Source organism: Corynebacterium sp. EPI-003-04-2554_SCH2473622 (assembly GCF_001665955.1).
In the GTDB taxonomy this organism is placed as follows: Bacteria; Actinomycetota; Actinomycetes; order Mycobacteriales; family Mycobacteriaceae; genus Corynebacterium; species Corynebacterium pseudodiphtheriticum.
In genome coordinates, this window is sequence record NZ_LZMN01000054.1 from 1 (window position 1) to 22,762 (window position 22,762).

Below are 22,762 nucleotides of genomic sequence, written 5' to 3' on the forward strand. Positions count from 1 at the left end.
GGGATACCTGAGATCGCAACGATGTCACCTGCGATAGCTTCTTGCGCTGGTTTGCGATCGAAGCCTTCTGTACGCAGCAGCTCGGCAACCTTGACATTGGTAGTCTTTTCGTTGCCGTCTTCGTCGTAGTGAATCCAGGCCACCTGCTGCCCTTTGGTAATCTTGCCTGCGTACACGCGTAGTAGCGCCAAACGGCCAAGAAAGTCCGAGGAGTCCAGGTTGGTGACATGCGCCTGCAACGGAGCATCAACGGTTGCAGATGGCTCCGGCAGAACGTCGTAGATCACATCGAACAGTGGTTGCAGATCTTCTGAATCTGGAACATTGCCATCTCCCGGATTTTCTGTCGAGGCCTTGCCTTCACGCCCAGACGCGTAAAGAACCGGCAAGTCCAGAAGTTCTTCCGCTGCTGCAGCGGCCTCTTCGTTTTCCAATCCGGCGGCGATTTCCAGCAACAAGTCCTGGGATTCTTGCACAACGGCATCGATGCGAGCGTCTGGGCGGTCAGTCTTGTTGACCGCGATGATCACCGGCAACTTCGCTTCCAACGCCTTGGTGAGAACGAAACGTGTCTGTGGAAGTGGCCCCTCGGCGGCATCGACAAGCAGAACTACACCGTCAACCATCGAGATTCCGCGTTCGACTTCACCACCAAAATCCGCGTGGCCCGGGGTATCAATGACGTTAATGATAAGGTCAGCACCGTCTTTACCAAGACCTTTACGGCGGACCGCGGTGTTTTTCGCGAGGATCGTAATGCCACGCTCTTTTTCCTGGTCATTCGAGTCCATGACGCGATCATTTACTTCGCCATGTTCGCCGAACGCTCCGGATTGCTCGAGCATCCCGTTGACGAGCGTGGTTTTGCCATGGTCGACGTGTGCGACGATTGCGACGTTGCGGAACTCAGTGTTCACAGTACTCCTGAAAAATCGTGGGTTTTAACGGTTCAACGATACTCCCCTTGCCCATTCGTTGCACCTTTTCTTTAATGCAATGCCCCCAATCCCCCATAAATCACAATACGAGCACCGAAAACCAATTGTCGTTTGCACCAGGCGGCTTGCACCATGCGGCTAACCGTCTTGAGCTCTCTTGAGTTTTCTAAAGAAGCTTGCTCCAGGCTGCAGTTCACACGCGCGGATAACGATGGTTAGGTGACGGATAGAGCACAAATCTCGACATGAAGGCAATAACACACCCCTATTGCAGATAAGGAACAACCCAACTAATGTTGTGAGAATTGTGAGCAATGTTTTTAGTGTTACTCATGTGACGCCAAAGTGTCGACTACTTCGCTCCATTCATCTTATTCAACGGTAATTTCACAGCTATCGTTCACAGACCATTTCCCGGAGGAACACATGGTTGCAGCCCCCCGCACCCGCACAGTCATAGCTAGCATCGTCGCCAGCTGTGCCTTACTCGCGTCATCGGCACTGCAGGCTCACGCAGCCCCCCAAGCATCCAGTGTGTTACCTGCACCGAACCCTGCCTCGCAACAGGGACAACTGCTCAGTAGTCAACTCAACGATCTGTTTACCCGGTATTCTCCAGTCGATCACCTGGGGCGACCAACTCCGGAAACAGCCGCCCAAATCCGCGGTTTCGCGCACCAGCCATGGGTCCCGCCACAGGCAAAAGACGCCATCTTACAGGCACTGGATTTCGCAATCGGAGCAGGTGAAACTGGCGGACCGGATTTACCTAAACAAGGCCCACAATTCACGCAATTTGGCTGGCCTACGGTCGCCGGTTCCTGCATCAACGGCGCTCATAACAGCGTCGGTACAGCTATCGCAGTACCAGGCCCCGCAGACATTCCCTTGCCTGGCGCCAAAGCACATGAAACCGCTTTCTTGTTCACAGCATTAGGCACCGCACCCGCCGCACAACACCAAGATATGCGCGCTCATTGGTTCAACCTCTCCAATGGCAGGCGCGGCAGCATCAGTCTTGGAAACCACGGTATTAATCCAGAAGGGCCGGCAACCATTTCTGGTGTCGCGGACACCGGTCGCGGGATTATCGTGGTCTTACTAGAAGGCAGCGTCCACACAGAAGATAGCACCTGTAACTACTTCCCTACCGCCGCGATCATTACTAGCTAACACTTCACAGGTCACGATCATGCACCCCGTTAAACACGAAACCTTTGCCACCGAGAGCAAGGTGAATATCGACCCGAAAGGTTTTCACCGCCACGTCGATATTTATCGCACCACCGATTTCGGCTTATACATGGCCCGAGGTGCGGATCACCCACAATTCGGTTATCTCGAATCATGGCTGCTTCCAAAGCTGTCGTTGCGAATCAGCATTTTTCACTACCGTCCAGGCTTCGAAAGACCGCAAGATTTCTACATTGACATTGTCGAAATCAAAGACGCTGTCGAAAACAAACTTCCTACTGCTGAAAACACAGCAGGTGAACCATTGCCTGAGGAAGAATCGGCAACAACATCTACGGTGGCGAAAGTAGAACCGGCTTGGCACACTCGTGACCTCTACGTAGATATCGTCTCCCTCACCGGCCATCCAGTTGAGGTTCTCGATATCGATGAACTTGCGGAAGCCACCTCACAAGGTTTAATTAGCGCCGACGACGCCGAACACGCAATTGAAGCAACTTTACGGGCTGTCGAAGGCATCACGCGGCATAACGACGATATTCTAGCTTGGTTAAGGTCTCTGGACATGCCCATCTCCTGGGCCCACCCCGAATCGTTTACCCTGAGCCCTCCAATAGAGAGCTAGGCTAAAGCCAATGTGGGGCCACAAAATCGATGGAAACTATTTAGGCACCCAGTAACAACGAGACTGCCATAATCGCCATTCCGGCAATCAAGCCATATATCGCGGCATGATGGCGGCCCGTAACCTCGGCCGTCGGCAGGAGTTTGTCCAAACTGATAAATACCATGACGCCGGCTACAGAAGAGAACACGAAACCAAGTGCCACTGGTCCCATCACGGGCATAAGCAAAGCAAACCCGACAAACGCCCCCAGCGGTTCCGCCAACCCCGACAAGGTTGCTGCTGCCCACGCTTTCCACCGGGATCCTAGCGCTTCACGCAGCGGGATGGCTACCGCAATGCCTTCAGGAATATTATGGATCGCTATCGCCAACGCTACCCCCACCGCGATTTCTGGTTCTTCTAAACCCGCAATGAACGTCGCCAACCCTTCTGGGAAATTGTGAATTGCGATTGCCACGGCAGTAAAAACCCCGGTCTTCAGAAACCTACTACGTGCGTCTTTCTGAATCTGCAAAGGTTCATGGGGGTTGACGTCTTCTGGGACTAACCTGTCGACCACCAAGATCAGCGCTATGCCTGCGAAAAAGCCAGCAACCGCCCAACCACCGATACTCTCCATGGCCTTTGGCAAAATTTCCACAAACGAGACATACAACATAACGCCAGCAGATAAGCCCAAAGCTATCGCCATAAAAGCCGGACCTGGGCGTTTTTTCGCAACCGCAATCGCGCCCCCGATACCGGTAGAAAGCCCGGCTCCAAGGGTAAGTGCGAACGCAAATAAGATCGTGGAAGTTTCGTACATTCTTTTTATTAGACTTTATTCGACTGGTTAATTTAAGAAGCTCACTAAGCTGGTCAATTTCTGGTGTGCGGATGCAAGGTTTCTACCTACAATGCTTAACCAGGAGTTTATTGCAATACGCGGTATAAACCATGGTAGCCACACAAAACTATAAACACGATAAGCAGGGTGATCGAAGTGCAGTTTTTTCCGCTGCCTGCTAGCGCTGTCCACGTCAGTGACCCAATTCCAGCTGAGAAGGCGTTCAGCGCAGCCATTTTGAGCTTGCCAAGCATTCACGTGGCTCCGCCCAGCGGGCGGCACGCTCGCGCTGATGAGGACCATGCGAAACAGTTCGAGATTCCAGTAACTATGACGTTCCAGGGTAAATGGCGAATCAATGCGTCGAAGGGGATTATCGGCGTACTTCCCGACGTCGAGGCATTACGCCCATTGCGGACTCTCAAGATTGCAGCAACGGCACGCATTTCTCTCGATTCCGGGTATATAGACCTAGAAATTCTAGCTCCAATTGCACCGTGGATTGTCGCGGTAAATAACCCTGCAGGTCCGGTAACTGTGGGCTCACGATACTATCCCGTGCACTCTAGTTATGACATGCGTACTTACGGCACGTCACACATGTACGCAGTGGTTTCGGGTACCAGTGTGTTCATCGATGGCAATAAACTTGGCTCAATCCCTGTCACAGAGCCGATCGCTACCCCGCTCAACGTTCGGGCATATTGTTCGGAAGGACACGTGGTCGTCGCGCTTCCCCACGGTGACGGGCGTGTAGTAGAGATTCCTAGTCTTGCGCAACCACTGGACATCTACCCTGCAGCCACAATCTTGCAACCACTGCCGCACGGCCAACGCAGCATTCAACAACCTGCCAACCCAATTGAACCACAATCCTCGCCTTAAAGTTCATAAACCTTAAACTTAACGCGCGGGCTTTCCTTTAGGCTCTCACCACGTAAAATTAAGGGAATGAAGTCTTTAGCAGGCGGATGGTCCTCAAGTGCAGCCAAATATTTTTTATGGCATTCTAGCGAAGCAATAGCGGCTTGTTCATCATCGCAATCCACCCGATAAGCGTGGTCTGCAGCCACGTCATTCACTATCCAGAATTGCCGAGCGGACCAGGCCGGTTCTGGTAGCTCACGAAAGACCCACGGATTAGCGGCATCGCGGGCAGCATCGAGTGCTGCCAGTCCAGCTACCCGGTGATCAGCTTGGTTCAATCCCCAGGACAACTCCAAGCTCATGGGCAAAGTCACGACGGCATCAGGCTGAAATTGGCGAATTTTGCGTGCAATCGCCTTTCTTAATTCCAGACTATAAACGAGCTGACCGTCCAGGAAATCTAATATTTCCAGTGACTCCACGCCAATCGCATTACAGGCCTCGCGTTGTTCAGCAGCACGCAGCGGACCGCACTCTTCCGGCGTCATCGTCGCGATGCCGGCCTCGCCAGAGGTTAACAGCAAATAGGCGATCTCAACGTCTGAGTGCTTAATCCAAGCATGTGCGGCCGCAGAGAGACCATATTCGGGATCATCTGGGTGTGCCACAACAACCAGGATTTTCTTAATACCCGAAATATCTAATGGCGTTAATTCAGGTTCTGGTTGTTCCTGGGATTTGGATACTGCTGGTTGTGTCTCATTCATATTTACGTGATTTCCCTAGGGCTTCACAGGCATTTCACGCTTTTTCACCCAGGCGACCACGCGATAAGTTACCGGCAATAAAACTGCTTCCATCGCCGTCTTCCAGACAAACCCTACGATTACGTAATTCACCAAATCCGAGAATGTACTGATACCGATCGCGGTCGCTGCAATCAGGCAGAACACCAAGGTGTCACCGAATTCGCCAACGACGGTCGACCCCATCAACCGCTGCCATAATGGAGCGTTGGCATTGCGGTTTTTCATCGTGGTCAGCACCCAGGCGTTGAGCAGCTGGCCAACAGCATAACCAGCCAGCGAAGCCGCCACAATCTGCGGAACCAACCCAAGAACTGTAGAGAATGCCTCTTGATTTTCGTAAAAATCAGCAGCTGGCAACCAAATGGCGACATAAAACGCTAGTACCGCCACTAATGCCGAGGCAAAACCTGTCCAAATGGCTACCCGAGTAGCTTTGAACCCATAGCATTCCGCCAAAACGTCGCCAATAATATAGGCGATTGGGAACAAGAAAAATGCGCCATCCGTAACTAGCGGACCTATCGTCACACCTTTACTGGCGGTTATATTCGAGATGACAAAAACAACGACGAACGCAGCCAGAAAAATTGGATATAGCCCGGCACGAATCGGGATGTAGCGAGCGTGGGCATCACCGGTGGTCTGCTGGGAAGCATCTTGCGGGGTGTTCTTTGTCATCTCGAAGTTCTTTCCGGTTGTTCCAGACGGCTGTGTTAAGCGCCGGTCTTCCAATCACATACGTCGCCATCTTGCATAACGTAGTCCTTGCCTTCCAGGCGCACTTTGCCAGCATTACGCGCTGCAACCATGGAGCCTGCCTCGTCGAGGTCAGAGAAAGACACGATTTCACCTTTGATAAAGGTTTTTTCAAAGTCCGAGTGGATCACGCCCGCTGCCTGTGGGGCTGTAGCTCCCTGCTTGATAGTCCACGCACGGGCTTCTTTCGGTCCCGCGGTCAGATAGGTCTGGAGCCCGAGTGTCTCAAAACCAGCACGCGCGAGGGTGTTCAGCCCAGGCTCATTTTGCCCGACAGATTCCAACAATTCGGCTGCTTCGTCTTCTTCTAATTCGAGCAATTCAGTTTCGGTCTTTGCGTCCAAGAAGACGCAGTCGGCTGGCGCTACTAATTCTGCCAATTCGGCCCGCTTCGCCTCATCTGTCAGTACCTCTTCATCAGAATTAAAGACGTACAGAAACGGTTTAGTGGTCATCAAATGCAGATCACGCAAGGGAGCCAATTCAATCTCACCGTTTTTCGCAGCTGCGTACAGTGTGCGGTCGTCTTCCAATACTGAACGAGCTGTCTTCGCAGCTTCAACGACCTCGGTCAGGTCTTTATTCTTTTTGGCTTCTTTTTCCAGTCGCGGGAGGGCTTTTTCCAAAGTCTGCAAATCCGCAAGAATAAGCTCAGTATTAATGATGGAGATATCACTAGTTGGGTTGACCTTACCGTCAACATGGATCACGTTGTCATCGGCAAAGGCACGAACCACCTGGCAGATCGCATCGGCTTCGCGAATATTCGACAAGAACGCATTTCCCATGCCTTCACCTTCCGAAGCGCCTTTCACGATGCCGGCGATATCTACGAAGGAAACGATGGCTGGCAAAATCCGCTCAGAGGAGAAAATCTCCGCGAGCCGACGCAATCGTGGATCCGGAAGCTCCACCTGGCCGACGTTGGGCTCGATGGTGGCGAACGGATAATTCGCTGCCAGAATATCGCTACGGGTCAGGGCATTAAACAGAGTGGACTTGCCAACATTGGGCAATCCGACGATTCCTAAAGTAAGACTCACACGGCTCATCCTAACGTATTAGCTTTAGGTACTTCGAAGCCATCGCAGGATTGGAGTTAACTTGCCCAGGCAACGATCCCACAGCGCCCTGCGAGTGAATCTGCATCTGCGTTCTTCGCCTAGCAGCTAGGAATAAGGCATGATATTAGGCGTGAGTACGAAGCCAGACCGAGCACAAGATCGCCAGGAGCAAGAACCTGCTCCACAGGATATCGAGTGGTCAGATATCACGCCGCACCCACCCGGCGATCAAGTCGATCGTTCTGTGGTGCTCGGCCACGGCATTAAACAGGCCGCCACCTGGGCATTACGCCTAATTATCCTTGGTGCATTCATTTACTTTTTGGGCAGGATCGTCGGTCGCTTCTGGGCTGGCGTATTGCCGATTGCATTTGCATTAATCATCTGCACCATGCTGGCTCCGATCTCGCGCCAGCTAAGAAATGCAGGCTTTCCGAGTTCACTCGCGGCGCTAATAACCTTGGGCGGTTTCGTCAGCTTAGTAGGCGGAACTATATTCTTCATCGCCCCCGACTTCGTTCGTCAATCCCAAGGCCTTTACTTACAGACGGTGGAAGGCATTCAACGAGTGCAAGTCTGGTTACAAGGCCCACCTCTCCACCTCAATAGCGATGATCTCTCAAATTTCATTGAAGAGGTATTTACCTGGCTGCAAGAACAGGCCGACACCATCGTCGGCGGTGTTTTTGCTGGCATCGAAACAGCAACCTCAATGGTCATCACTCTATTTGTGGTTTTAGTTCTGACCTTTTTCTTCCTCAAAGATGGACATAAGTTCCTACCTTGGCTGCGCCGCGCTACGGGTCGTCGTACTGGTTGGCACTTGACCGAACTCTTCACCCGAGCGTGGCTCACCCTGGGCGGATTTATCCGCGCACAAGCCTTAGTGTCTTTAATTGACGCCATCTTTATTGGTCTCGGGCTCGTTATCATCGGAGTTCCGCTGGCACTAGCACTGGCGATTATCACCTTTATGGCCGGCTTCATTCCCTTTGCCGGGGCGATTACCGCCGGAGCTTTATCGACGCTAATTGCGTTGGTGAGCCTTGGATTTACTGAAGCAATTATGGTGCTCATCGTGGTCGTCGCAGTCCAACAACTTGAGAGCAATATCCTCTCACCGTGGTTCCAGGCGCGCGCAATGAACTTACACCCAGTGGTCGTGTTAATTTCCGTAATTACTGGTACTGCGCTGTTCAACCTAATCGGCGCATTCTTGGCAGTACCAGTCGCAGCAATGATCGCCGTCGGTTATCGTTACGTCCAAGACCTCCTCACCTTGAATTCTGGTGAGCGCCGCGCACGCGATATCACTTCGGTGACGATCGCTGGTGAGCTGGCCGCTAAATTCACCGAAGATAACGGACGCAACTTACGTCGTTCCTGGCGGCAAGACGGAAGCACACACGCCCATGCCCACGAGGATGCCGCGAAATACACCAAGGAAGCCACCATTCATCTCGACGATGATCTCGAAGATCAACTCGAAAAACGCATTAATTTAGACGCCCGACCAACCATCAACAAGTCCGACCGCCAACATCACCGCTTGGCCACCGACCGCGTGGAACGCTGGTGGGCAAAAATGTCCAAATCAAATAAACATAAGCATCAACCTGATGCCTGATCGCATTTCCCCTACTCTCCGCAGGCCATACCATGACCATTTCTACAGTTGCCATCGTTTCCGTATTTATTGCACTCGTGTTGGGCATCGCTCTCGGATGGTTCGCACACGGTAGCTTGCGCCCACACGGCACAATAAACGCCACTCGATCCCTTGACCGCCCGAAGTTTGCAGGAGACTCGGGGCTACTCAATGAAGAGTCAGTAAATCAACATCCCCCAGCTTCCCGGCCTGAACCTGGGCTCACGCCCGCGCTAGAATCTCTCGCAGTCGTGGAAAGATCGCTGGAAAGCATCAATGGGCAATTGCGCACCATGGAATCCGAGCGCAGCCATACCGCGGCATCGCTGACCAGCCAAATTCAGGCACTATCACGCACATCTACGCGTTTAAACGAACGCACAGATCAGCTTGTAAACGCCCTGCGCAGCCCAAATGTCCGAGGCCGCTGGGGAGAGATGCAGCTCGAACGCGTCGTTGAGCTCGGGGGAATGGTTGAACACTGTGATTTCAGTGTGCAAACAAGCGCCAAGCTGGGAGAAAGACTCGTTCGCCCCGATATGGTTGTTCATTTAGCTGGGGGTCGGCAGATCATCGTCGATGCCAAAGTACCGTTCACGTCATATCTGGATGCTCTTGATACCGATGATCCGGAAGAACACGCCGGTTATTTGCGTCGACATGCTCACCTACTGCGCAACCACGTCGCAAATCTTTCAGCAAAACCCTATATTGATGCATTCCAACCCAGTCCAGAATTCGTGGTCATGTTCGTACCTGCGGACCCATTCCTTGATTCGGCACTCAATACCGACCCGGAATTACTCGAGTATGCATTTTCCAGAAACATTGTAATTGCAACACCGACTACACTATTTGGACTCCTACGTACGGTAGCTTTGGGCTGGCGACAAGAAGATTTTTCCGAAAAAGCCAAAGAAATTCATGAGCTGGGCCGTCAGCTATACTCGCGGTTAAATACGGTCAGCGAACATTACAATCGTGTCGGAAGGAGTCTGGACAAGGCTGTTGAAGCCTACAATTCCACGCTCTCTTCACTAGATTCCCGAGTGCAGGTTACTGCTCGACGATTAGCAGAAATGGGAGTGAGTTCACGAGAACCCACCAAGCCGTATCACGCAGCACACCGTGCACGGCACAGCTCCACAGACTCTTCGCCTACGTATGTAGATGTCGCAGACTATCACGAATCTGACTTCCGCTAAGATGACCTACTGTGTCTACGCAGTCTCGAAGGTCCCCCGCGCCAGGTTTTTCCGGCCTGTCGTTGTCGCTTGCACTTGTACTAGTGCTGGCCGCCAGCGTGACAGGACTACTACTTAGCATCTTGTTTAATGGCCTTGGCTGGCCTTTCTTGTTGTGTTTTTTGCTTGCCGCGGTTTTCGTCACGCTCTTCGTAGAAGCAGAGTCGTTATTTCTGACCGTAGCGCCGCTTCCGCTAATTTTTGGTTTTTTCGCGTTCTCCACCTCCTGGGGCAACAACATCGCTTCAGCGCCAGACGGGGCCAAGGCTGCATCACGCACGATGGTATGGACCTCGATTTACGCCGTGGTCGAATATTTTCCCGCGCTAGCTTTGATCACCGTCATCTCCATCGGTATCGCTGTGGCTCGATTATTGCTACTAAACAGTCAAGCAAAGATACACGAGCGAAACAGAAGGCAGCAGCGCAGCCGTAATCAAGAATCTAATCGACGCAATATTCGCTCTAGTTCGCGCGCCCGCGAACGCACCAACCGTGTAACCGTAGAAGAATTGATGGCACGTAACCGTGCTGACAACGCTACTTCTTCCCCTGTGCGTTCATCACGGCTCCCCCGATCAACACGCCCAAGCAGTCAACTGGAAGCCAATGCCCGAAGGGCGCAGGCTAGCGCACATGCGTCGAAGTCCGCTAATGAACCAACGGCATCCACAGAACGCATCCGCCCAGCAGCTCCCACTCGTACGTCAGCGCGACGGGCAGGCGAAAGATCTTCGGCCTTCTCCCGGAGCAATAACCGGGATAATTAATGCACCAACCAGAATCTTAGTTTTGGACCTGCTTTTTCCGGTTACGGGCTGGACGGAGATCGCGCGGCAGTGAGAACTGGATCGTCTCGGTTGTCGTCGTCACTTCTTTCACATCAGAGAATCCACGCTCATCGAGCCATTGTATGACGTCACGAACCAGTAATTCTGGAACCGAAGCACCACAGGTCACACCAACGGTTTCCACACCGTCCAACCATTCTTCCTTGATCTCATCAGCAAAATCGACCAAGTACGACGCTTTAGAACCAGCATCAAGGGCAACCTCTACCAATCGTTTGGAATTCGAAGAGTTCGTCGATCCCACCACGATTACTAATTCACACTGCGGGGCGATCGCACGAACCGATTCTTGGCGGTTTTGCGTCGCATAGCAGATGTCATCACTCGGTGGGTTTTCTAGGTGCGGGAATCGTTCTCGCAATTTATTGACGATTTCCATGGTCTCCGTTACCGAGAGCGTGGTCTGTGAAAGCCAAACAATCTTTTCATCAACCAACGATTCCGGAAGCTTGTCAACCCCCTCCACACCGTCGACAAGATAGGTCACCTCTGGCGCATGCCCAGCGGTGCCTTCGACTTCTTCGTGGCCTTCGTGGCCGACCAGCAAAATATGATAGCCGTCGCGGGCGAAGCGTTCAGCCTCACGGTGTACTTTTGTCACCAGCGGGCAGGTGGCGTCAAGCGTAATCTGTTTTCGCTCACCAGCTTCAGCCCGCACCGCCGGCGAGATACCATGTGCAGAAAACACCAGGTGGGCGCCTTCTGGGGCCTCCGATGCTTCATTTACGAAGATAACGCCCCGCTTTTCAAAGGTCTTCACCACGTACTTGTTATGCACAATCTCTTTGCGCACGTAGATCGGTGCTCCGTATTTTTCTAAGGCTTTTTCCACCGTTTCAACGGCGCGGTCCACACCAGCGCAGTAGCCGCGGGGTGCCGCGAGAAGAACATTGGGTTGTCGCTCAGCCTGTTCAGTCATGCCCTCCAGGGTATCCAATACGTCAACACCCAGTACAATGGGCAGCTGTTACCGGGTACAACCGCTACGCGCATCGTTGGACGAAGGGATCGTTGTTGAGTAAACCACCCGCTACATTAGAGAATCCATGGTCAGTCAGCACTGCCAATACCGAGATCAAGGGCTGGATTGAACGGCTCGGTTATTTGTGGGTCGAAGGCCAACTCACGCAGGTCAACATGAAACCGTCGTGGAAGCTGTCCTATCTCACTTTGCGCGACGTCAACCAGGAAATGTCGGTTTCTCTCACGACCTCCACACAATTACTACAAAATTTGCCTACTCCGATTAAAGATGGCGATCGCATCGTGGTGTACGGCAAGCCAGCGTTTTACGCAGGCCGTGGGTCGTTTTCATTATGGGTGACTGATATTCGGCATGTGGGGGTCGGTGAACTACTCGCTCGCATCGAAAATCTGCGTCGGCAGCTTGCCGCTGAAGGTCTGTTCGACGCCTCGAAAAAACTTCCGCTCCCTTATCTTCCCCGTACAGTAGGTCTGATTACCGGGCGCGGATCAGCTGCTGAACGTGACGTTCTTTCAGTAGCACGTGACCGCTGGCCTGCCGTGGACTTCCGTGTTATTAATACCGCAGTGCAGGGTGCCCAAGCGGTCAGTCAAGTAATAGACGCACTCCAGCAGCTAGACGCCGACGACGAGGTTGATGTCATCATCATCGCACGTGGCGGCGGCAGCGTGGAAGACTTGTTACCGTTTTCCGAAGAAGCTCTGCAACGTGCAGTAGCAGCGGCACGCACACCCGTCGTTTCAGCAATCGGCCATGAACCAGATTCACCGGTTCTGGACAATGTCGCAGACCTACGTGCAGCGACTCCGACGGATGCGGCAAAGAGAGTCATCCCTGACGTCGCCGAGGAACGCGCGCTTCTCGACGAAGCACGCGCCCGAATGGCGCAGGCTATCGGACAGTGGGTAGCACGCGAACGACAAAATCTGGATGCTTTATGCTCCCGCCCGGTGCTGGCAGACCCGCGTACCCCGATCAAAGCCCGGCACGACGAACTCGAAAATGCATTAGCTGCTATTCGTCGGGAAATCCGTCATGTCGTTGGCCAGGAAAGCTCGCGGGTTGCAGCTCTACGCGGACAGGTTTCTGCGCTCGGGCCAGCATCCACATTAGAACGTGGTTATTCAATCGTGCAGGTACTGCCTCGTGATGGCGATTCAGAGGTTGTAACCACGATTGCACAAGCACCTCCTGGTTCTCAATTACGCATTCGCGTCGCCGACGGCTCGATCACTGCGGCGGGTATGGGAACCCAGCATGCGGATTAGGCAACGAGCAGTCCCCTCCTCATGTCATTAACTTGTTGCTGAGTCCCTGTACCTTGCGTTAACTCTGTAATTATTTATTTCGAAAGGCTGCACAATGAACGATTCTTTTGGTACCGGAAATCCTTCCCCAGAGCGCCCAGTTGATGAACTCAGCTATGAACAAGCCCGTGACGAGCTGATTGAGACCGTCAAAATTTTGGAATTAGGTCAGATGGGACTTGACGAATCGCTAAAGTACTGGGAACGTGGCGAGGCCTTAGCCAAGCGTTGCGAACAGCATTTAGATCGGGCAAACCGCCGTGTTGACGAGGCAATGAGTACTAGGAATAGCGCAGGAGATGAATCTGGCGCACAGAATCGGGATTCTGGCACCGATCACGGCGAATAAGGATAAAACACGTTATTGAGCACGCCGAACGATACCCGGATTGATTTCCTCTATTTATCCGAACAGGACATGGTTGACGCACAAGTTACAGATTCTGCCCAATGCGTCAAGACTATGGAGGAAACTCTTATGCTGCTTGTCGACGAAGACGCCGGAATTACCGGAATAGCCGACGACCCCAAAAGAAACTTCTGCGAGGAGCAGACATGGCCGTCACTACTGTGACCGAGTTACTCGATTTTTTCGAAGCACATTCCGTCGAGTATTTGGATATGCGTTTTACAGATCTGCGCGGCACCGAGCATGCGTTGACCATTCCGGCAAATACTTTTACTGAGGCTTCAGCGGTAGCGGGGTTTGCCTTTGACGGTTCGTCGATTGATGGTTTCACTACCACCAATGAACCCGACATGATTCTGCGCCCAGATATTTCCACCGCGTATATTGATCCATTTCGTGCGCACAAGACGGTCAATATGAAGTTTTTCGTGCACAAGTCGGCCTCCGACGGCACACCCTATTCCCGGGATCCACGCAGCATTGCCCGTCGCGCTGAAGAATACTTGCAAGACACTGGCATTGCCGACACCTGTTATATCGGGTGCGAGGCGGAATTTTTCGTGTTCGATTCCGTGCGCTATTCCACTTCAGTTAATACTGCATTCCACCGCGTCGATTCTGATGAGGGCTGGTGGCGTTCTGGCGAAAAGACCATGATCAACGGGAGTCTGAACCGCGGAAACCAAATCCAAATTAACGACGGCCGCTTCCCCGTCGCCCCATATAACAAGACCATTCCGGTTCGTGATGAAATCGCACATCACTTGACGGGGTGCGGGTTTGCAGTAGAGCGGTTCCATCACGAGATCGCTACAGGCGGTGCACAAAAGGTCGAGTGCAGGTTCAATACATTGTTGGCTGCTGGCGATGATTTGCAGACCTTCAAATACATCGTGAAGAACGCAGCCGAGTCTATGGGGCGGACTGCAACGTTCATGCCTAAGCCATTAGAAGGTGTTTGGCGTATTCGGAATCAAATAGTTCTACAGCCATTAGAATCTCGGCTGTAGGAAATAACCTGGATGTCAAGCGCTTAGAATTCCGTGCGCCAGGTCCTTCAGGGAATCCGTATCTAGGTTTTGCTGCGCAGCTACTAGCAGGCTTGGATGGTATTCAGAACCAGATTGATCCAGGCAACCCTGTTGATTTCGATTCGTCTGACTCGTCTAGCTTGTCTGACGTCAGCTTCTCCAAAGCAAAAGCAGTTGCGCAAGTGCCGTATTCACTGGAACGGTCCTTAGAAGCTTTGGACAATGACCGAGAATTCCTAACGCGCACACGCGTGTTCAGCGACTCTTTGCTTGACGCTCATATCCGGTTGAAATACGACAAAGAAATTATGCCGCTGCGTGAAGGGCCTACCCCAAAAGAATTTGAGCTCTATTACAACGTGTAGTGCGCTACCTATGCAGGCTGGTAGGCGTCGGCCTGCAGGGTGTTTGCAATGATCGTGGTGAACTCGTCGTCAGAAGCAACCCCGTCAAATAGCAACGTGGTGCCGTTTTTCTCCACTCCCCACAGCCTGCTTACGGAAGCGTCGTCAGAAGATTTCACGGTCACCTCGCGGCCGACAATCTGACGCGCTTCTTGGTTCGGACGATATTTGCTGTCAAATTTCTGCAACGCTTGCGCAAGTGGCACGCCTGTTTGCGCAATTTGGATGAAACCGCGCTCTGCTGTCACCCATCCAACGACACTGGAGGTTTCGCCGTCGATCAGTTTGCGGCGCGCTGAGTTCGGAACCCAATCCTGTGGGGCCTCCGGGAAGTAGATGTCGTACGCACTAGCACGGGCTTCATTATCGATAAACGCCTGCGGGTCTACTTCGCGCACCGGCTCGAATTCTGGCTCCCCTGGGCTATAAGACCAGAGCCCTGTAGGAGCTACTACCACAATCATGGCAATAACAATGACGGCGACAGAGATAAACATGTCTCGGCCACCTTGAAAAATTGCGGGTTTTTTAGATTCGCCAGCCACGTCCAACAGTATGGCACGTTTAGCTATTAGAGGTGGTAATTCCAGGCGCGAATTCACAACGAATTCACAACGCCCAGCGATGTGTTCAATTAACCATGCGATCGGCTAACTCACACATTTCATCGGCTTTATTAGCGGCTTATTGGGTGTGCCCCACAACGGTTGACTATTTTAGTGGAACAATGGGAGGCACGTTTATGCCCAAGCTAGAACCCAGGAGGATTTATGTCCGCTCCCACCTCGTATATCCCTGATCGCAACCTCGCCATGGAATTAGTCCGCGTTACCGAAGCCGCAGCTTTGGCCTCGGGGCGCTGGGTAGGTCGCGGACAGAAAAATGAGGGCGACGGTGCTGCAGTCGATGCCATGCGCAGCCTGATTAACTCGGTGCATATGGACGGCGTCGTTGTGATTGGCGAGGGCGAAAAAGATGAGGCTCCAATGCTCTACAATGGCGAAAACGTTGGCACCGGCGAAGGCCCAAAGGTAGATATCGCAGTAGACCCGGTTGATGGCACGCGATTGATGGCAGAAGGTCGCCCAAATGCCATTTCCGTCATTGCAGCTGCAGAGCGTGGAACAATGTTCGATCCATCCGCGGTCTTCTACATGAACAAGATCGCAGTTGGCCCAGAAGCACGTGGTGCGATCGACATCAATGCTTCGGTAGCTGACAACGTAGCCGCCGTCGCTAAGGCCAAAGGCATCAAGGTTGCGGAAATGAACGTCGTAGTCTTGGATCGCCCGCGCCACGAGAAATTGATTAAAGAAATTCGTGAAGCTGGTGCCAAAGTACGTCTCATTATGGATGGCGATGTTGCTGGCGCAATTGCCGCTGCACAATCGCATGATTCCAACAGTGTTGACATGATGATGGGCATCGGCGGCACCCCAGAAGGCATCATTACCGCCTGCGCGATGAAATGTATGGGCGGTGAAATCCAGGGCAAGTTGTGGCCACAAAGCGAGGAAGAAGCAGAAAAGGCGCGCGCTGCCGGGCACGACTTGGACAAGGTTCTAACTACTGACGACTTGGTTTCGTCGGACAACTGCTACTTCGCCGCCACCGGCGTGACTGATGGCGATATGGTCCGTGGGGTTTCTTATCGTCCTGCCGGCGCTGTCACACGTAGCTTGGTGATGCGTTCGAAATCCGGCACAACCCGTTATGTCGAATCAATTCACCAGCTCGCTAAGCTGCAGGAATACTCCGTGATTGATTACAGCAGCAAATAAGCAACAATTTATACGGGAAATAATTGCGCAACGCTGGAATACTGGTATGCAGCACAGGCCATTACCCGGCCAAGTGCACAGCTTCCCGGCTACACAAATTACGCAATTAAGTATTGACTTGAAGGTGAGAAAATGACTGAGCAAGAATACCGCATCGAACACGACACGATGGGCGAAGTCAAGGTACCAAAGGACGCTTTGTGGCGTGCACAAACCCAGCGCGCAGTGCAGAACTTCCCTATTTCTGGCCGTGGTTTGGAATCTGCACAGATTCGCGCAATGGGTCTGCTAAAGGCCGCATGTGCACAGGTTAATAAAGACAACGGTGCTCTGGACGGTGCCAAGGCTGACGCCATCATTGCCGCTGCCAAGGAAATTGCTGAAGGCAAATACGACGACGAATTCCCAATCGACGTCTTCCAGACTGGTTCCGGCACCTCATCGAACATGAACACCAACGAGGTTATCGCATCTCTGGCAAAGCAGGCCGGCACCGAGGTTCACCCGAACGACGATGTCAACATGGGCCAGTCTTCCAACGACACCTTCCCAACGGCTACCCACGTCGCAGCTACTGAGGCCGCGGTGAAGGACCTCATCCCTGGTTTGCAACAATTGCACGATTCGCTGCTAAACAAAGCTAAAGAATGGAAGGATGTCGTCAAGTCGGGCCGAACCCACCTGATGGACGCTGTTCCTGTGACTTTGGGCCAGGAATTTGGTGGTTACGCTCGCCAGATCGAGCTTGGTATCGAGCGTGTTAAGGCCACCTTGCCGCGTCTGGGTGAGCTCCCAATTGGCGGTACCGCAACCGGAACCGGACTGAACACCTCCGCTGATTTCGGTGCCCAGGTCACCGAAGAACTGAAGAAGCTAACCGGACTCGAAGAACTGCGCGAGGCAGTAGATCACTTCGAAGCCCAAGCGAACCGCGACGCACTGGTGGAATTCTCAGGTGCGATGAAGGTCATCGCTGGTTCGCTGTACAAAATCACTAACGACATCCGCCTGATGGGTTCCGGTCCACTGACCGGCCTAGGCGAGATCCGGCTGGCTGACCTGCAGCCTGGTTCTTCGATCATGCCGGGCAAGGTCAACCCGGTTCTGTGTGAGACCGCCACCCAGGTCTCCGCACAGGTGATCGGTAACGATGCTGCTGTTTCCTTCGGTGGCACCCAGGGTCAGTTCGAGTTGAACGTCTTCATCCCTATGATGGCACGCAATGTTCTAGAATCGGCTCGTCTGCTGGCTAATACGTCCCGTGTCTGCGCTGAGCGCCTAATCGATGACATCGAGCCAAACCGCGAGATGATGAAGACTTCCGCGCAATCATCCCCATCGATCGTGACTCCACTAAACTCGGCTATCGGCTACGAAAACGCTGCGAAGGTAGCAAAGCATGCACTGGCCAAGGAAATCACCATCCGTGAGGCCGTCATTGACCTGGGCTTCGTTGGCGATGATCTATCCGAAGAAGAGTTGGATAAGCGCCTCGACGTACTCGCCATGGCCAATACCGACCGCGATCGCTTCTAAGGCTTGCAGTTCTGCCTGCAGCTAGCCTGGCCGCAGGCAGCTGTACACACAGCTCTTACTGCACATTAAATTAACGCTCTAGGCTCAATGCCTGGAGCGTTAACCATTTCTATGCACACCCAAAAATTCGCCGGTCCCTAATGCAGAATTTTTCTTTAGGCTATCCGCCTATTTTTGCTGTGCACGTAATTCCTTAAGCGAGCTAACGACGGTTATTATTAGTCAATGACTTTGCCAGCTTGCCCAGAGTGCACCAGTGAATACACCTATGAGCTACCTCCAATGATCGTTTGCCCCGAGTGTGCATACGAGTGGAATCCAAGCAACGATTCCACAGATGGCGCTGTAGATGCTTCCAACAACATCATTAAAGACAGCGTGGGCAATGAGCTCGCCGACGGCGACTCGGTCACGATCACACAAACGGTAAAGGTAAAAGGCGCCCAACAACCACTGAAAACAGGCACCAAGGTGCGTAATATTCGCTTGAATTACGACGCCGGCACCGGCCCGGAAGACCACAATATTGATTGCAAGATCGATGGATTTGGCGCAATGACGCTGAAGCCCGCCGTCGTGAAGAAGTCTTAATTACTTTCTCTTCTCCACTTTGCCAACCCCGAAAGGGATTTCTGAGGCTTTTCCGCCAGAAACCTGACAACGCCGCTGAGAAAATCAGGGGCGTATTTTTCTATTCGGGGCTACACATTGTTCTTTCAGCACCCCCTGTGCCCCAACCGATGTCGGCATAACGCACCGGAAATACCCCCAGATTAGGGGTAGAACAAACAGGCCCTAGCTTTACGGCCATGAACACACATTTCACCCCACCCAAAACCAGGGTTCGAACATGTTCCCGTTTTAAATTTTCCCAGTTCTCTTCCAGGCAATATTTAGCTACAACCCCACACGTCTCAGATTTCACAGCCCTCTAATATTAAAGTGAGGCAAATCCACCCCGACTACGCTTGCAAAACCCCGCCGCCAGCCATTTAATTCACAGCATTTTCTCTCGAAAAACTATCAAGAAAATATCTAACACTCAGGCCATACTAGGCTTATCGAACTCAGCCCCGAATGCATTCCCGCAATCCAAAGCTTCCTTGAAATGGTTGATCAATCATGTATTTTATTTCTTTGCACCCGGCGGGACAAATCACCGGTTCTCATGCACAATGAATTCCGGCGAACGAAATCAGTTCCCGCTGATTATTCGCTGAGAGCACGTTTGTAATCACCGGCTAGAAGCGGGGGATCATTGATGCAGCTACTTCGGAACGGCCTCACGCTGGCTGCCGATTCGGCCTTGAGCTACGGCCTGGTTAACCACATTCGGGGGAATAATGTTAACCAGAATCGTCGTTGTTCAATCACCGTGTCAGGCGCGCGGAGGTCAAGGGCTGCATCAATTGCTCGGGTTTCGCCTGTGAAGACGAAAGGAGGCCCGAGAAGCGGCTATAGCCGAAGCTGCCTATTCAGCGGATACACGATGGGGGTCATCGCGTGTATCGCCAGCGTGCTCTCGGAAAGCGCTTTCGGGGGCGCTTTCCAAAAGGCCACAGGATTCCGACCCAATGGGGGTTATGAGTAATCAATGTTGATCATCGATTGCTCGGGTCGGAATCCGGCTGATTTTAGGAAATAAATTAATAGGGTTGCGAGCGCGAGGCGCCCCGGATCTCACCGCAGTGTTGATCCTGGGCGCCTCGCGTCTATCTAACAAAAGTTCTCGGACTGCACTAGTTCGCTGAGTACGGGAACCTTCTGACCTAATGCAGAGTCTAATCCACTCGTAGTACTCCTCCCCTGATAATCCAAGATCACCAATAGCTATTGAAAATAGGATGGAAGGAAAGCTGATGAGCAGATACCGAATTAGCCTAGCGACATTGCTTGCCGGCAGCTTAGTCGCAGGCTGCACCTCGGACAATGCTTCTGTAACCGAGAGCGACGATGATGCCGTAGCCGATGAACCAGTACAGGAATCCATCGAATTTGCTGACTGGGTGCCCGAACGCGGACCCACGGATCGTCACGCTCCCGACTTCGAATTATTCAACTTATGCGACGAAGCACCAGATTCAGTCTGGGAAAAGGCAGGTTTGCATTATCATCCGGAAATCTCCGAAACGAGAATCTACGGAACACATATCACATGCTTTCTCGGTATGTCCGAAGATCTCACCGAGTCTCTATCTCGCGGCGAAGCAGGAAATCTAGGAATAACTGTCGATGATTATTCAAAAAAAGAATTAAAGGAGAATGGAGAATTAATCGACATGCCAATAAAATCTACGCTTCCTGGGGTCCATTTTCGCGAAATCAGTGATTCAAATGAATGTACTGCTGGATTCGAAACCATTCAAGGACGAATCAATTTTGGCGACGCAGGCCAAAAAAGAGGACTCTCAAGGCAGGAAAGTTGCGAGGTAGCGCTTGCTTACTTAGAGCAGGTTGTACGTAAATAAACCAACTCAAGGGGGGAACCATGGAATTATCTATTTCTTCAGACTCACTCACGCAGACACAACAAAAGTTAGAACTTATCTCAGAAAGAGCTGAGAGTGCAATTAAAGAAAGTGGACGCTCACGCCTCTCTGAGGCTTTTTCACAGATCCCAGGGCTAGGTTTCCTTGCCGCCGAGCATGGTAGAACGCTTTCTGGTAATCCTGGTGCTGCAGCGGAAGAATTCATGGCACTACGTGACAAAATTTCATGGGCCGCCGACAACCTGCACAACCTGGCAAGCGCAGTCTACGAGCAGGATGAATACCTCTCTAGCAGCCTGACCCACATGTATTCTGGCCATCCTTCCGCTAGCAGCAAGTTCTTTACCGCCGCTGAACCATCTGACAAGTCTGCTCCGGTAGCAATCAACAGCCCCGCTATCGGCCGGGTTCCGGATATCAATCTGTTGGCAAGTTATTTTTCCGGCACGGTTGATTCTGCAGCACACCACGACGCTGATCTCTGGCAGCAACTCAGCCAAGCCGCCACCGAAATTTCCGATGGCTTGGAAGAAGTGGCCGCGGATCTAGAAGCAAATAACTATGGTGACGCAATCTCCGGTGGTGCACAGAAACTACGTCATTTTGCAGAAACCAGCCGGACATTGAATGCTAATTCTCAGATCATGAACAGCACCATCAATAACCTGATCGGCACGATTGAGGCGGCACGGAATAACACCAGAGCTGTGCAAGCCGCGGTGGCTCTAAATCATACCCCAAGCGCACGCGAATTGATTGAGAAAACTTATTTGGATATTTTCCCTACCCAATTCAGCACCGCCTTACAGACGGCCGTTCCGCGTCTCCTGGGACTGAGCATCCCTAGCCCAGCCGCTAGCGGCGGCGAAAACCAAGCAGTTGGCACCGGCCATGCAAAATCTGGCGTGGAAGAAGCACGGGCCGCCATGCAGTTGCCCCGTGAAGTTCAACGGACCATCGCCGAATACGGACCAAACCAAGCAACATTTGCTGCCGCAGACAACGGCACAGCACAAGTAGCGAACGTGGGCCAAAATAGTGCGTCAACCCATGCCGCAGCCCACCATTCTGCGGGCACCAATAACACGCCTACGAATGTAGCTTCGCAAGCAGCAACATTTAATCCAACTAATGCGCAACAAACAGGTTTTTCTGCTCCCAACCATGGTGGCGCTGGATCCCCTGGTTTGAGCCGCTTCGAAGGTACGCCGGGAACCATGGCTGCCAACAATTCGCCTAATGCTGGTGCCGCCCGTGTTTTAGGTAATGGCAATACCGGTACCCCGCTCAACACTGGCACCACGCATGCATCCCCAACAGCTACGAACGGTTCCCAACCAATTAATGCATCAGGCACAAATGTATTTGGTGGTGCACGCGGTGCCAACGCATCGTTACCAGGGGTGTCGGAATCAGGACGGGGCGTCAACAACAGCATCACTGGCCGTGGCGGAATGAATCCTGGCGCGCAACTCGGAATTGGAGCGCGCGGGTTGGGTTCAACTGCGATTCCTGGTGCCGGCGGTTATTCCGGAGGGCACAGCGAAAACTTTTCTGCCCGTCCCATTGGCTCCGGCGGCGGAGCTTCCCATGCGGGTGGCCCCAATCAACCTGGATCCCCCGGGCCACATGCAGGCCAAAACAGCCCCAATGCAACTGGTAACCATGGCTCTAATGGACATGGCGGATCCGGTAGTTCCGGTTCCAATGGACAACACGGTGCCCACAACCCACACGGCAACAACGCTTCCGGAAACCACAACTCTCAAGCAGGAAACTCTGGTCGTTCGGGTTCCGGCCACATGGGTCGTGGAATGATGCCCATGATGGGTGGTGCCGGGCAACAAGGGCAAGGTACTGGAACAAATTCCAAACCAAGCCGTGCAAAGGCTGTAACCACAGCAATTGAACGCGAGGGGAACCAAAAAGCACTACTCGGTGAACGTCGACCGGTAGTACCTGGGGTTATCGGCGCCTGGGTGCGAGATTAACGGT

At 52.7% G+C, this 22,762-nt stretch carries 21 protein-coding genes and 1 pseudogene; 15 read left to right on the forward strand and 7 right to left on the reverse strand.

Annotation, left to right across the window (positions count from 1 at the left end; all coding sequences use genetic code 11):
• The coding region (locus A5774_RS06125) for a GTP-binding protein (RefSeq protein WP_156519562.1) at positions 1 to 917 on the reverse strand (917 nt) is incomplete at its 3' end.
• A 447-nt stretch (positions 918 to 1,364) separates the two neighbouring features.
• Between A5774_RS06125 and A5774_RS06130 the strand changes: the two genes are divergently transcribed.
• Positions 1,365 to 2,111 (forward strand): hypothetical protein, encoded by a 747-nt coding sequence (locus tag A5774_RS06130; RefSeq protein ID WP_021353032.1) that lies wholly within the window; start codon positions 1,365 to 1,367, stop codon positions 2,109 to 2,111.
• Positions 2,112 to 2,130: 19 nt separating this feature from the next.
• Positions 2,131 to 2,757, forward strand: a complete 627-nt coding sequence (locus tag A5774_RS06135) for a DUF402 domain-containing protein (protein ID WP_027017711.1) — start codon at positions 2,131 to 2,133, stop codon at positions 2,755 to 2,757.
• Between the two features lie 40 nt (positions 2,758 to 2,797).
• Here A5774_RS06135 and zupT read toward each other — a convergent pair whose 3' ends face one another.
• Complete coding sequence (gene zupT, locus A5774_RS06140) at positions 2,798 to 3,565, reverse strand: zinc transporter ZupT (RefSeq protein ID WP_021353030.1); 768 nt, start codon at positions 3,563 to 3,565, stop codon at positions 2,798 to 2,800.
• Positions 3,566 to 3,742: 177 nt separating this feature from the next.
• Here zupT and A5774_RS06145 point away from each other — a divergent pair, with 177 nt between their 5' ends.
• Entirely contained in the window at positions 3,743 to 4,471 is a 729-nt protein-coding gene (locus tag A5774_RS06145) for a hypothetical protein (protein ID WP_156519563.1), read from the forward strand.
• Here A5774_RS06145 and A5774_RS06150 read toward each other — a convergent pair.
• From A5774_RS06150 to ychF, 3 genes are read right to left on the reverse strand one after another with little or no spacing between them, the layout of a single operon-like run.
• Positions 4,468 to 5,220 carry a PIG-L deacetylase family protein gene (locus A5774_RS06150; RefSeq protein ID WP_082936129.1) on the reverse strand — a complete coding sequence of 251 codons (753 nt, stop codon included), beginning with the start codon at positions 5,218 to 5,220 and terminating at the stop codon, positions 4,468 to 4,470. The genes A5774_RS06145 and A5774_RS06150 overlap by 4 nt on opposite strands.
• Before the next feature lie 15 nt (positions 5,221 to 5,235).
• A complete protein-coding gene (locus A5774_RS06155) occupies positions 5,236 to 5,940 on the reverse strand; it encodes a queuosine precursor transporter (protein WP_027017710.1) in 705 nt (234 codons plus the stop codon).
• 35 nt (positions 5,941 to 5,975) lie between these two features.
• The gene (gene ychF, locus A5774_RS06160; RefSeq protein WP_021353026.1) at positions 5,976 to 7,061 is read right to left on the reverse strand and encodes a redox-regulated ATPase YchF; all 1,086 of its coding nucleotides are present in this window, start codon (positions 7,059 to 7,061) and stop codon (positions 5,976 to 5,978) included.
• A 151-nt stretch (positions 7,062 to 7,212) separates the two neighbouring features.
• On the opposite strand from ychF, the gene A5774_RS06165 reads away from it, so the two are divergent.
• From A5774_RS06165 to A5774_RS06175, 3 genes are read left to right on the forward strand one after another with little or no spacing between them, the layout of a single operon-like run.
• Entirely contained in the window at positions 7,213 to 8,709 is a 1,497-nt protein-coding gene (locus A5774_RS06165) for an AI-2E family transporter (RefSeq protein WP_064833967.1), read from the forward strand.
• A 32-nt stretch (positions 8,710 to 8,741) separates the two neighbouring features.
• Positions 8,742 to 9,935 carry a DNA recombination protein RmuC gene (locus A5774_RS06170; RefSeq protein ID WP_082936130.1) on the forward strand — a complete coding sequence of 398 codons (1,194 nt, stop codon included), beginning with the start codon at positions 8,742 to 8,744 and terminating at the stop codon, positions 9,933 to 9,935.
• 11 nt (positions 9,936 to 9,946) lie between these two features.
• On the forward strand, positions 9,947 to 10,744 hold the full coding sequence (locus A5774_RS06175; protein WP_024272776.1) for a DUF6542 domain-containing protein: 798 nt from the start codon (positions 9,947 to 9,949) through the stop codon (positions 10,742 to 10,744).
• Between the two features lie 16 nt (positions 10,745 to 10,760).
• Here A5774_RS06175 and A5774_RS06180 read toward each other — a convergent pair whose 3' ends face one another.
• Positions 10,761 to 11,744 carry a 4-hydroxy-3-methylbut-2-enyl diphosphate reductase gene (locus tag A5774_RS06180; protein ID WP_023019693.1) on the reverse strand — a complete coding sequence of 328 codons (984 nt, stop codon included), beginning with the start codon at positions 11,742 to 11,744 and terminating at the stop codon, positions 10,761 to 10,763.
• A 95-nt stretch (positions 11,745 to 11,839) separates the two neighbouring features.
• Here A5774_RS06180 and xseA point away from each other — a divergent pair, with 95 nt between their 5' ends.
• The 4 genes and pseudogenes from xseA to A5774_RS06200 all read left to right on the forward strand — a co-directional run bounded on the left by xseA (position 11,840) and on the right by A5774_RS06200 (position 14,922).
• Entirely contained in the window at positions 11,840 to 13,078 is a 1,239-nt protein-coding gene (gene xseA, locus A5774_RS06185; protein ID WP_027017707.1) for an exodeoxyribonuclease VII large subunit, read from the forward strand.
• Positions 13,079 to 13,172: 94 nt separating this feature from the next.
• Positions 13,173 to 13,466, forward strand: a complete 294-nt coding sequence (locus A5774_RS06190; RefSeq protein ID WP_021353020.1) for an exodeoxyribonuclease VII small subunit — start codon at positions 13,173 to 13,175, stop codon at positions 13,464 to 13,466.
• A 15-nt stretch (positions 13,467 to 13,481) separates the two neighbouring features.
• The gene (locus A5774_RS11955) at positions 13,482 to 13,691 is read left to right on the forward strand and encodes a hypothetical protein (RefSeq protein ID WP_064833853.1); all 210 of its coding nucleotides are present in this window, start codon (positions 13,482 to 13,484) and stop codon (positions 13,689 to 13,691) included.
• Positions 13,673 to 14,922 (forward strand): annotated as a pseudogene (locus A5774_RS06200) (glutamine synthetase beta-grasp domain-containing protein). The gene A5774_RS11955 and the pseudogene A5774_RS06200 overlap by 19 nt, the downstream one beginning before the upstream one ends.
• An 8-nt stretch (positions 14,923 to 14,930) precedes the next feature.
• On the opposite strand, the gene A5774_RS06205 reads toward A5774_RS06200, so the two are convergent.
• Positions 14,931 to 15,506, reverse strand: coding sequence for a DUF4245 domain-containing protein (locus A5774_RS06205; RefSeq protein WP_024272774.1), 576 nt, complete (start codon positions 15,504 to 15,506; stop codon positions 14,931 to 14,933).
• A 225-nt stretch (positions 15,507 to 15,731) separates the two neighbouring features.
• On the opposite strand from A5774_RS06205, the gene glpX reads away from it, so the two are divergent.
• The 5 genes from glpX (at position 15,732) to A5774_RS06230 (ending at position 22,758) form a co-directional block, all read left to right on the forward strand.
• Positions 15,732 to 16,742, forward strand: a complete 1,011-nt coding sequence (gene glpX, locus A5774_RS06210; protein ID WP_021353015.1) for a class II fructose-bisphosphatase — start codon at positions 15,732 to 15,734, stop codon at positions 16,740 to 16,742.
• A 132-nt stretch (positions 16,743 to 16,874) separates the two neighbouring features.
• Entirely contained in the window at positions 16,875 to 18,278 is a 1,404-nt protein-coding gene (locus A5774_RS06215) for a class II fumarate hydratase (RefSeq protein WP_027017705.1), read from the forward strand.
• A 225-nt stretch (positions 18,279 to 18,503) separates the two neighbouring features.
• Positions 18,504 to 18,869, forward strand: a complete 366-nt coding sequence (locus A5774_RS06220; protein WP_027017704.1) for a zinc ribbon domain-containing protein YjdM — start codon at positions 18,504 to 18,506, stop codon at positions 18,867 to 18,869.
• Positions 18,870 to 20,137: 1,268 nt separating this feature from the next.
• On the forward strand, positions 20,138 to 20,746 hold the full coding sequence (locus A5774_RS06225; RefSeq protein ID WP_161970054.1) for a DUF3558 family protein: 609 nt from the start codon (positions 20,138 to 20,140) through the stop codon (positions 20,744 to 20,746).
• A gap of 20 nt (positions 20,747 to 20,766) precedes the next feature.
• A complete protein-coding gene (locus A5774_RS06230) occupies positions 20,767 to 22,758 on the forward strand; it encodes a hypothetical protein (RefSeq protein ID WP_064833857.1) in 1,992 nt (663 codons plus the stop codon).
• Positions 22,759 to 22,762: the final 4 nt, after the last annotated feature.

Excerpts from the sequence above, each read along its gene's own strand:
- A5774_RS06130 (WP_021353032.1), top strand. The coding sequence starts at position 1,365 with ATGGTTGCAGCCCCCCGCACCCGCACAGTCATAGCTAGCATCGTCGCC.
- A5774_RS06135 (WP_027017711.1), top strand. The coding sequence starts at position 2,131 with ATGCACCCCGTTAAACACGAAACCTTTGCCACCGAGAGCAAGGTGAAT.
- zupT (WP_021353030.1), bottom strand. The coding sequence starts at position 3,565 with ATGTACGAAACTTCCACGATCTTATTTGCGTTCGCACTTACCCTTGGA.
- A5774_RS06150 (WP_082936129.1), bottom strand. The coding sequence starts at position 5,220 with ATGAATGAGACACAACCAGCAGTATCCAAATCCCAGGAACAACCAGAA.
- A5774_RS06155 (WP_027017710.1), bottom strand. The coding sequence starts at position 5,940 with ATGACAAAGAACACCCCGCAAGATGCTTCCCAGCAGACCACCGGTGAT.
- A5774_RS06170 (WP_082936130.1), top strand. The coding sequence starts at position 8,742 with ATGACCATTTCTACAGTTGCCATCGTTTCCGTATTTATTGCACTCGTG.
- A5774_RS06180 (WP_023019693.1), bottom strand. The coding sequence starts at position 11,744 with ATGACTGAACAGGCTGAGCGACAACCCAATGTTCTTCTCGCGGCACCC.
- A5774_RS06190 (WP_021353020.1), top strand. The coding sequence starts at position 13,173 with ATGAACGATTCTTTTGGTACCGGAAATCCTTCCCCAGAGCGCCCAGTT.
- glpX (WP_021353015.1), top strand. The coding sequence starts at position 15,732 with ATGTCCGCTCCCACCTCGTATATCCCTGATCGCAACCTCGCCATGGAA.
- A5774_RS06215 (WP_027017705.1), top strand. The coding sequence starts at position 16,875 with ATGACTGAGCAAGAATACCGCATCGAACACGACACGATGGGCGAAGTC.
- A5774_RS06220 (WP_027017704.1), top strand. The coding sequence starts at position 18,504 with ATGACTTTGCCAGCTTGCCCAGAGTGCACCAGTGAATACACCTATGAG.
- A5774_RS06225 (WP_161970054.1), top strand. The coding sequence starts at position 20,138 with ATGAGCAGATACCGAATTAGCCTAGCGACATTGCTTGCCGGCAGCTTA.
- A5774_RS06230 (WP_064833857.1), top strand. The coding sequence starts at position 20,767 with ATGGAATTATCTATTTCTTCAGACTCACTCACGCAGACACAACAAAAG.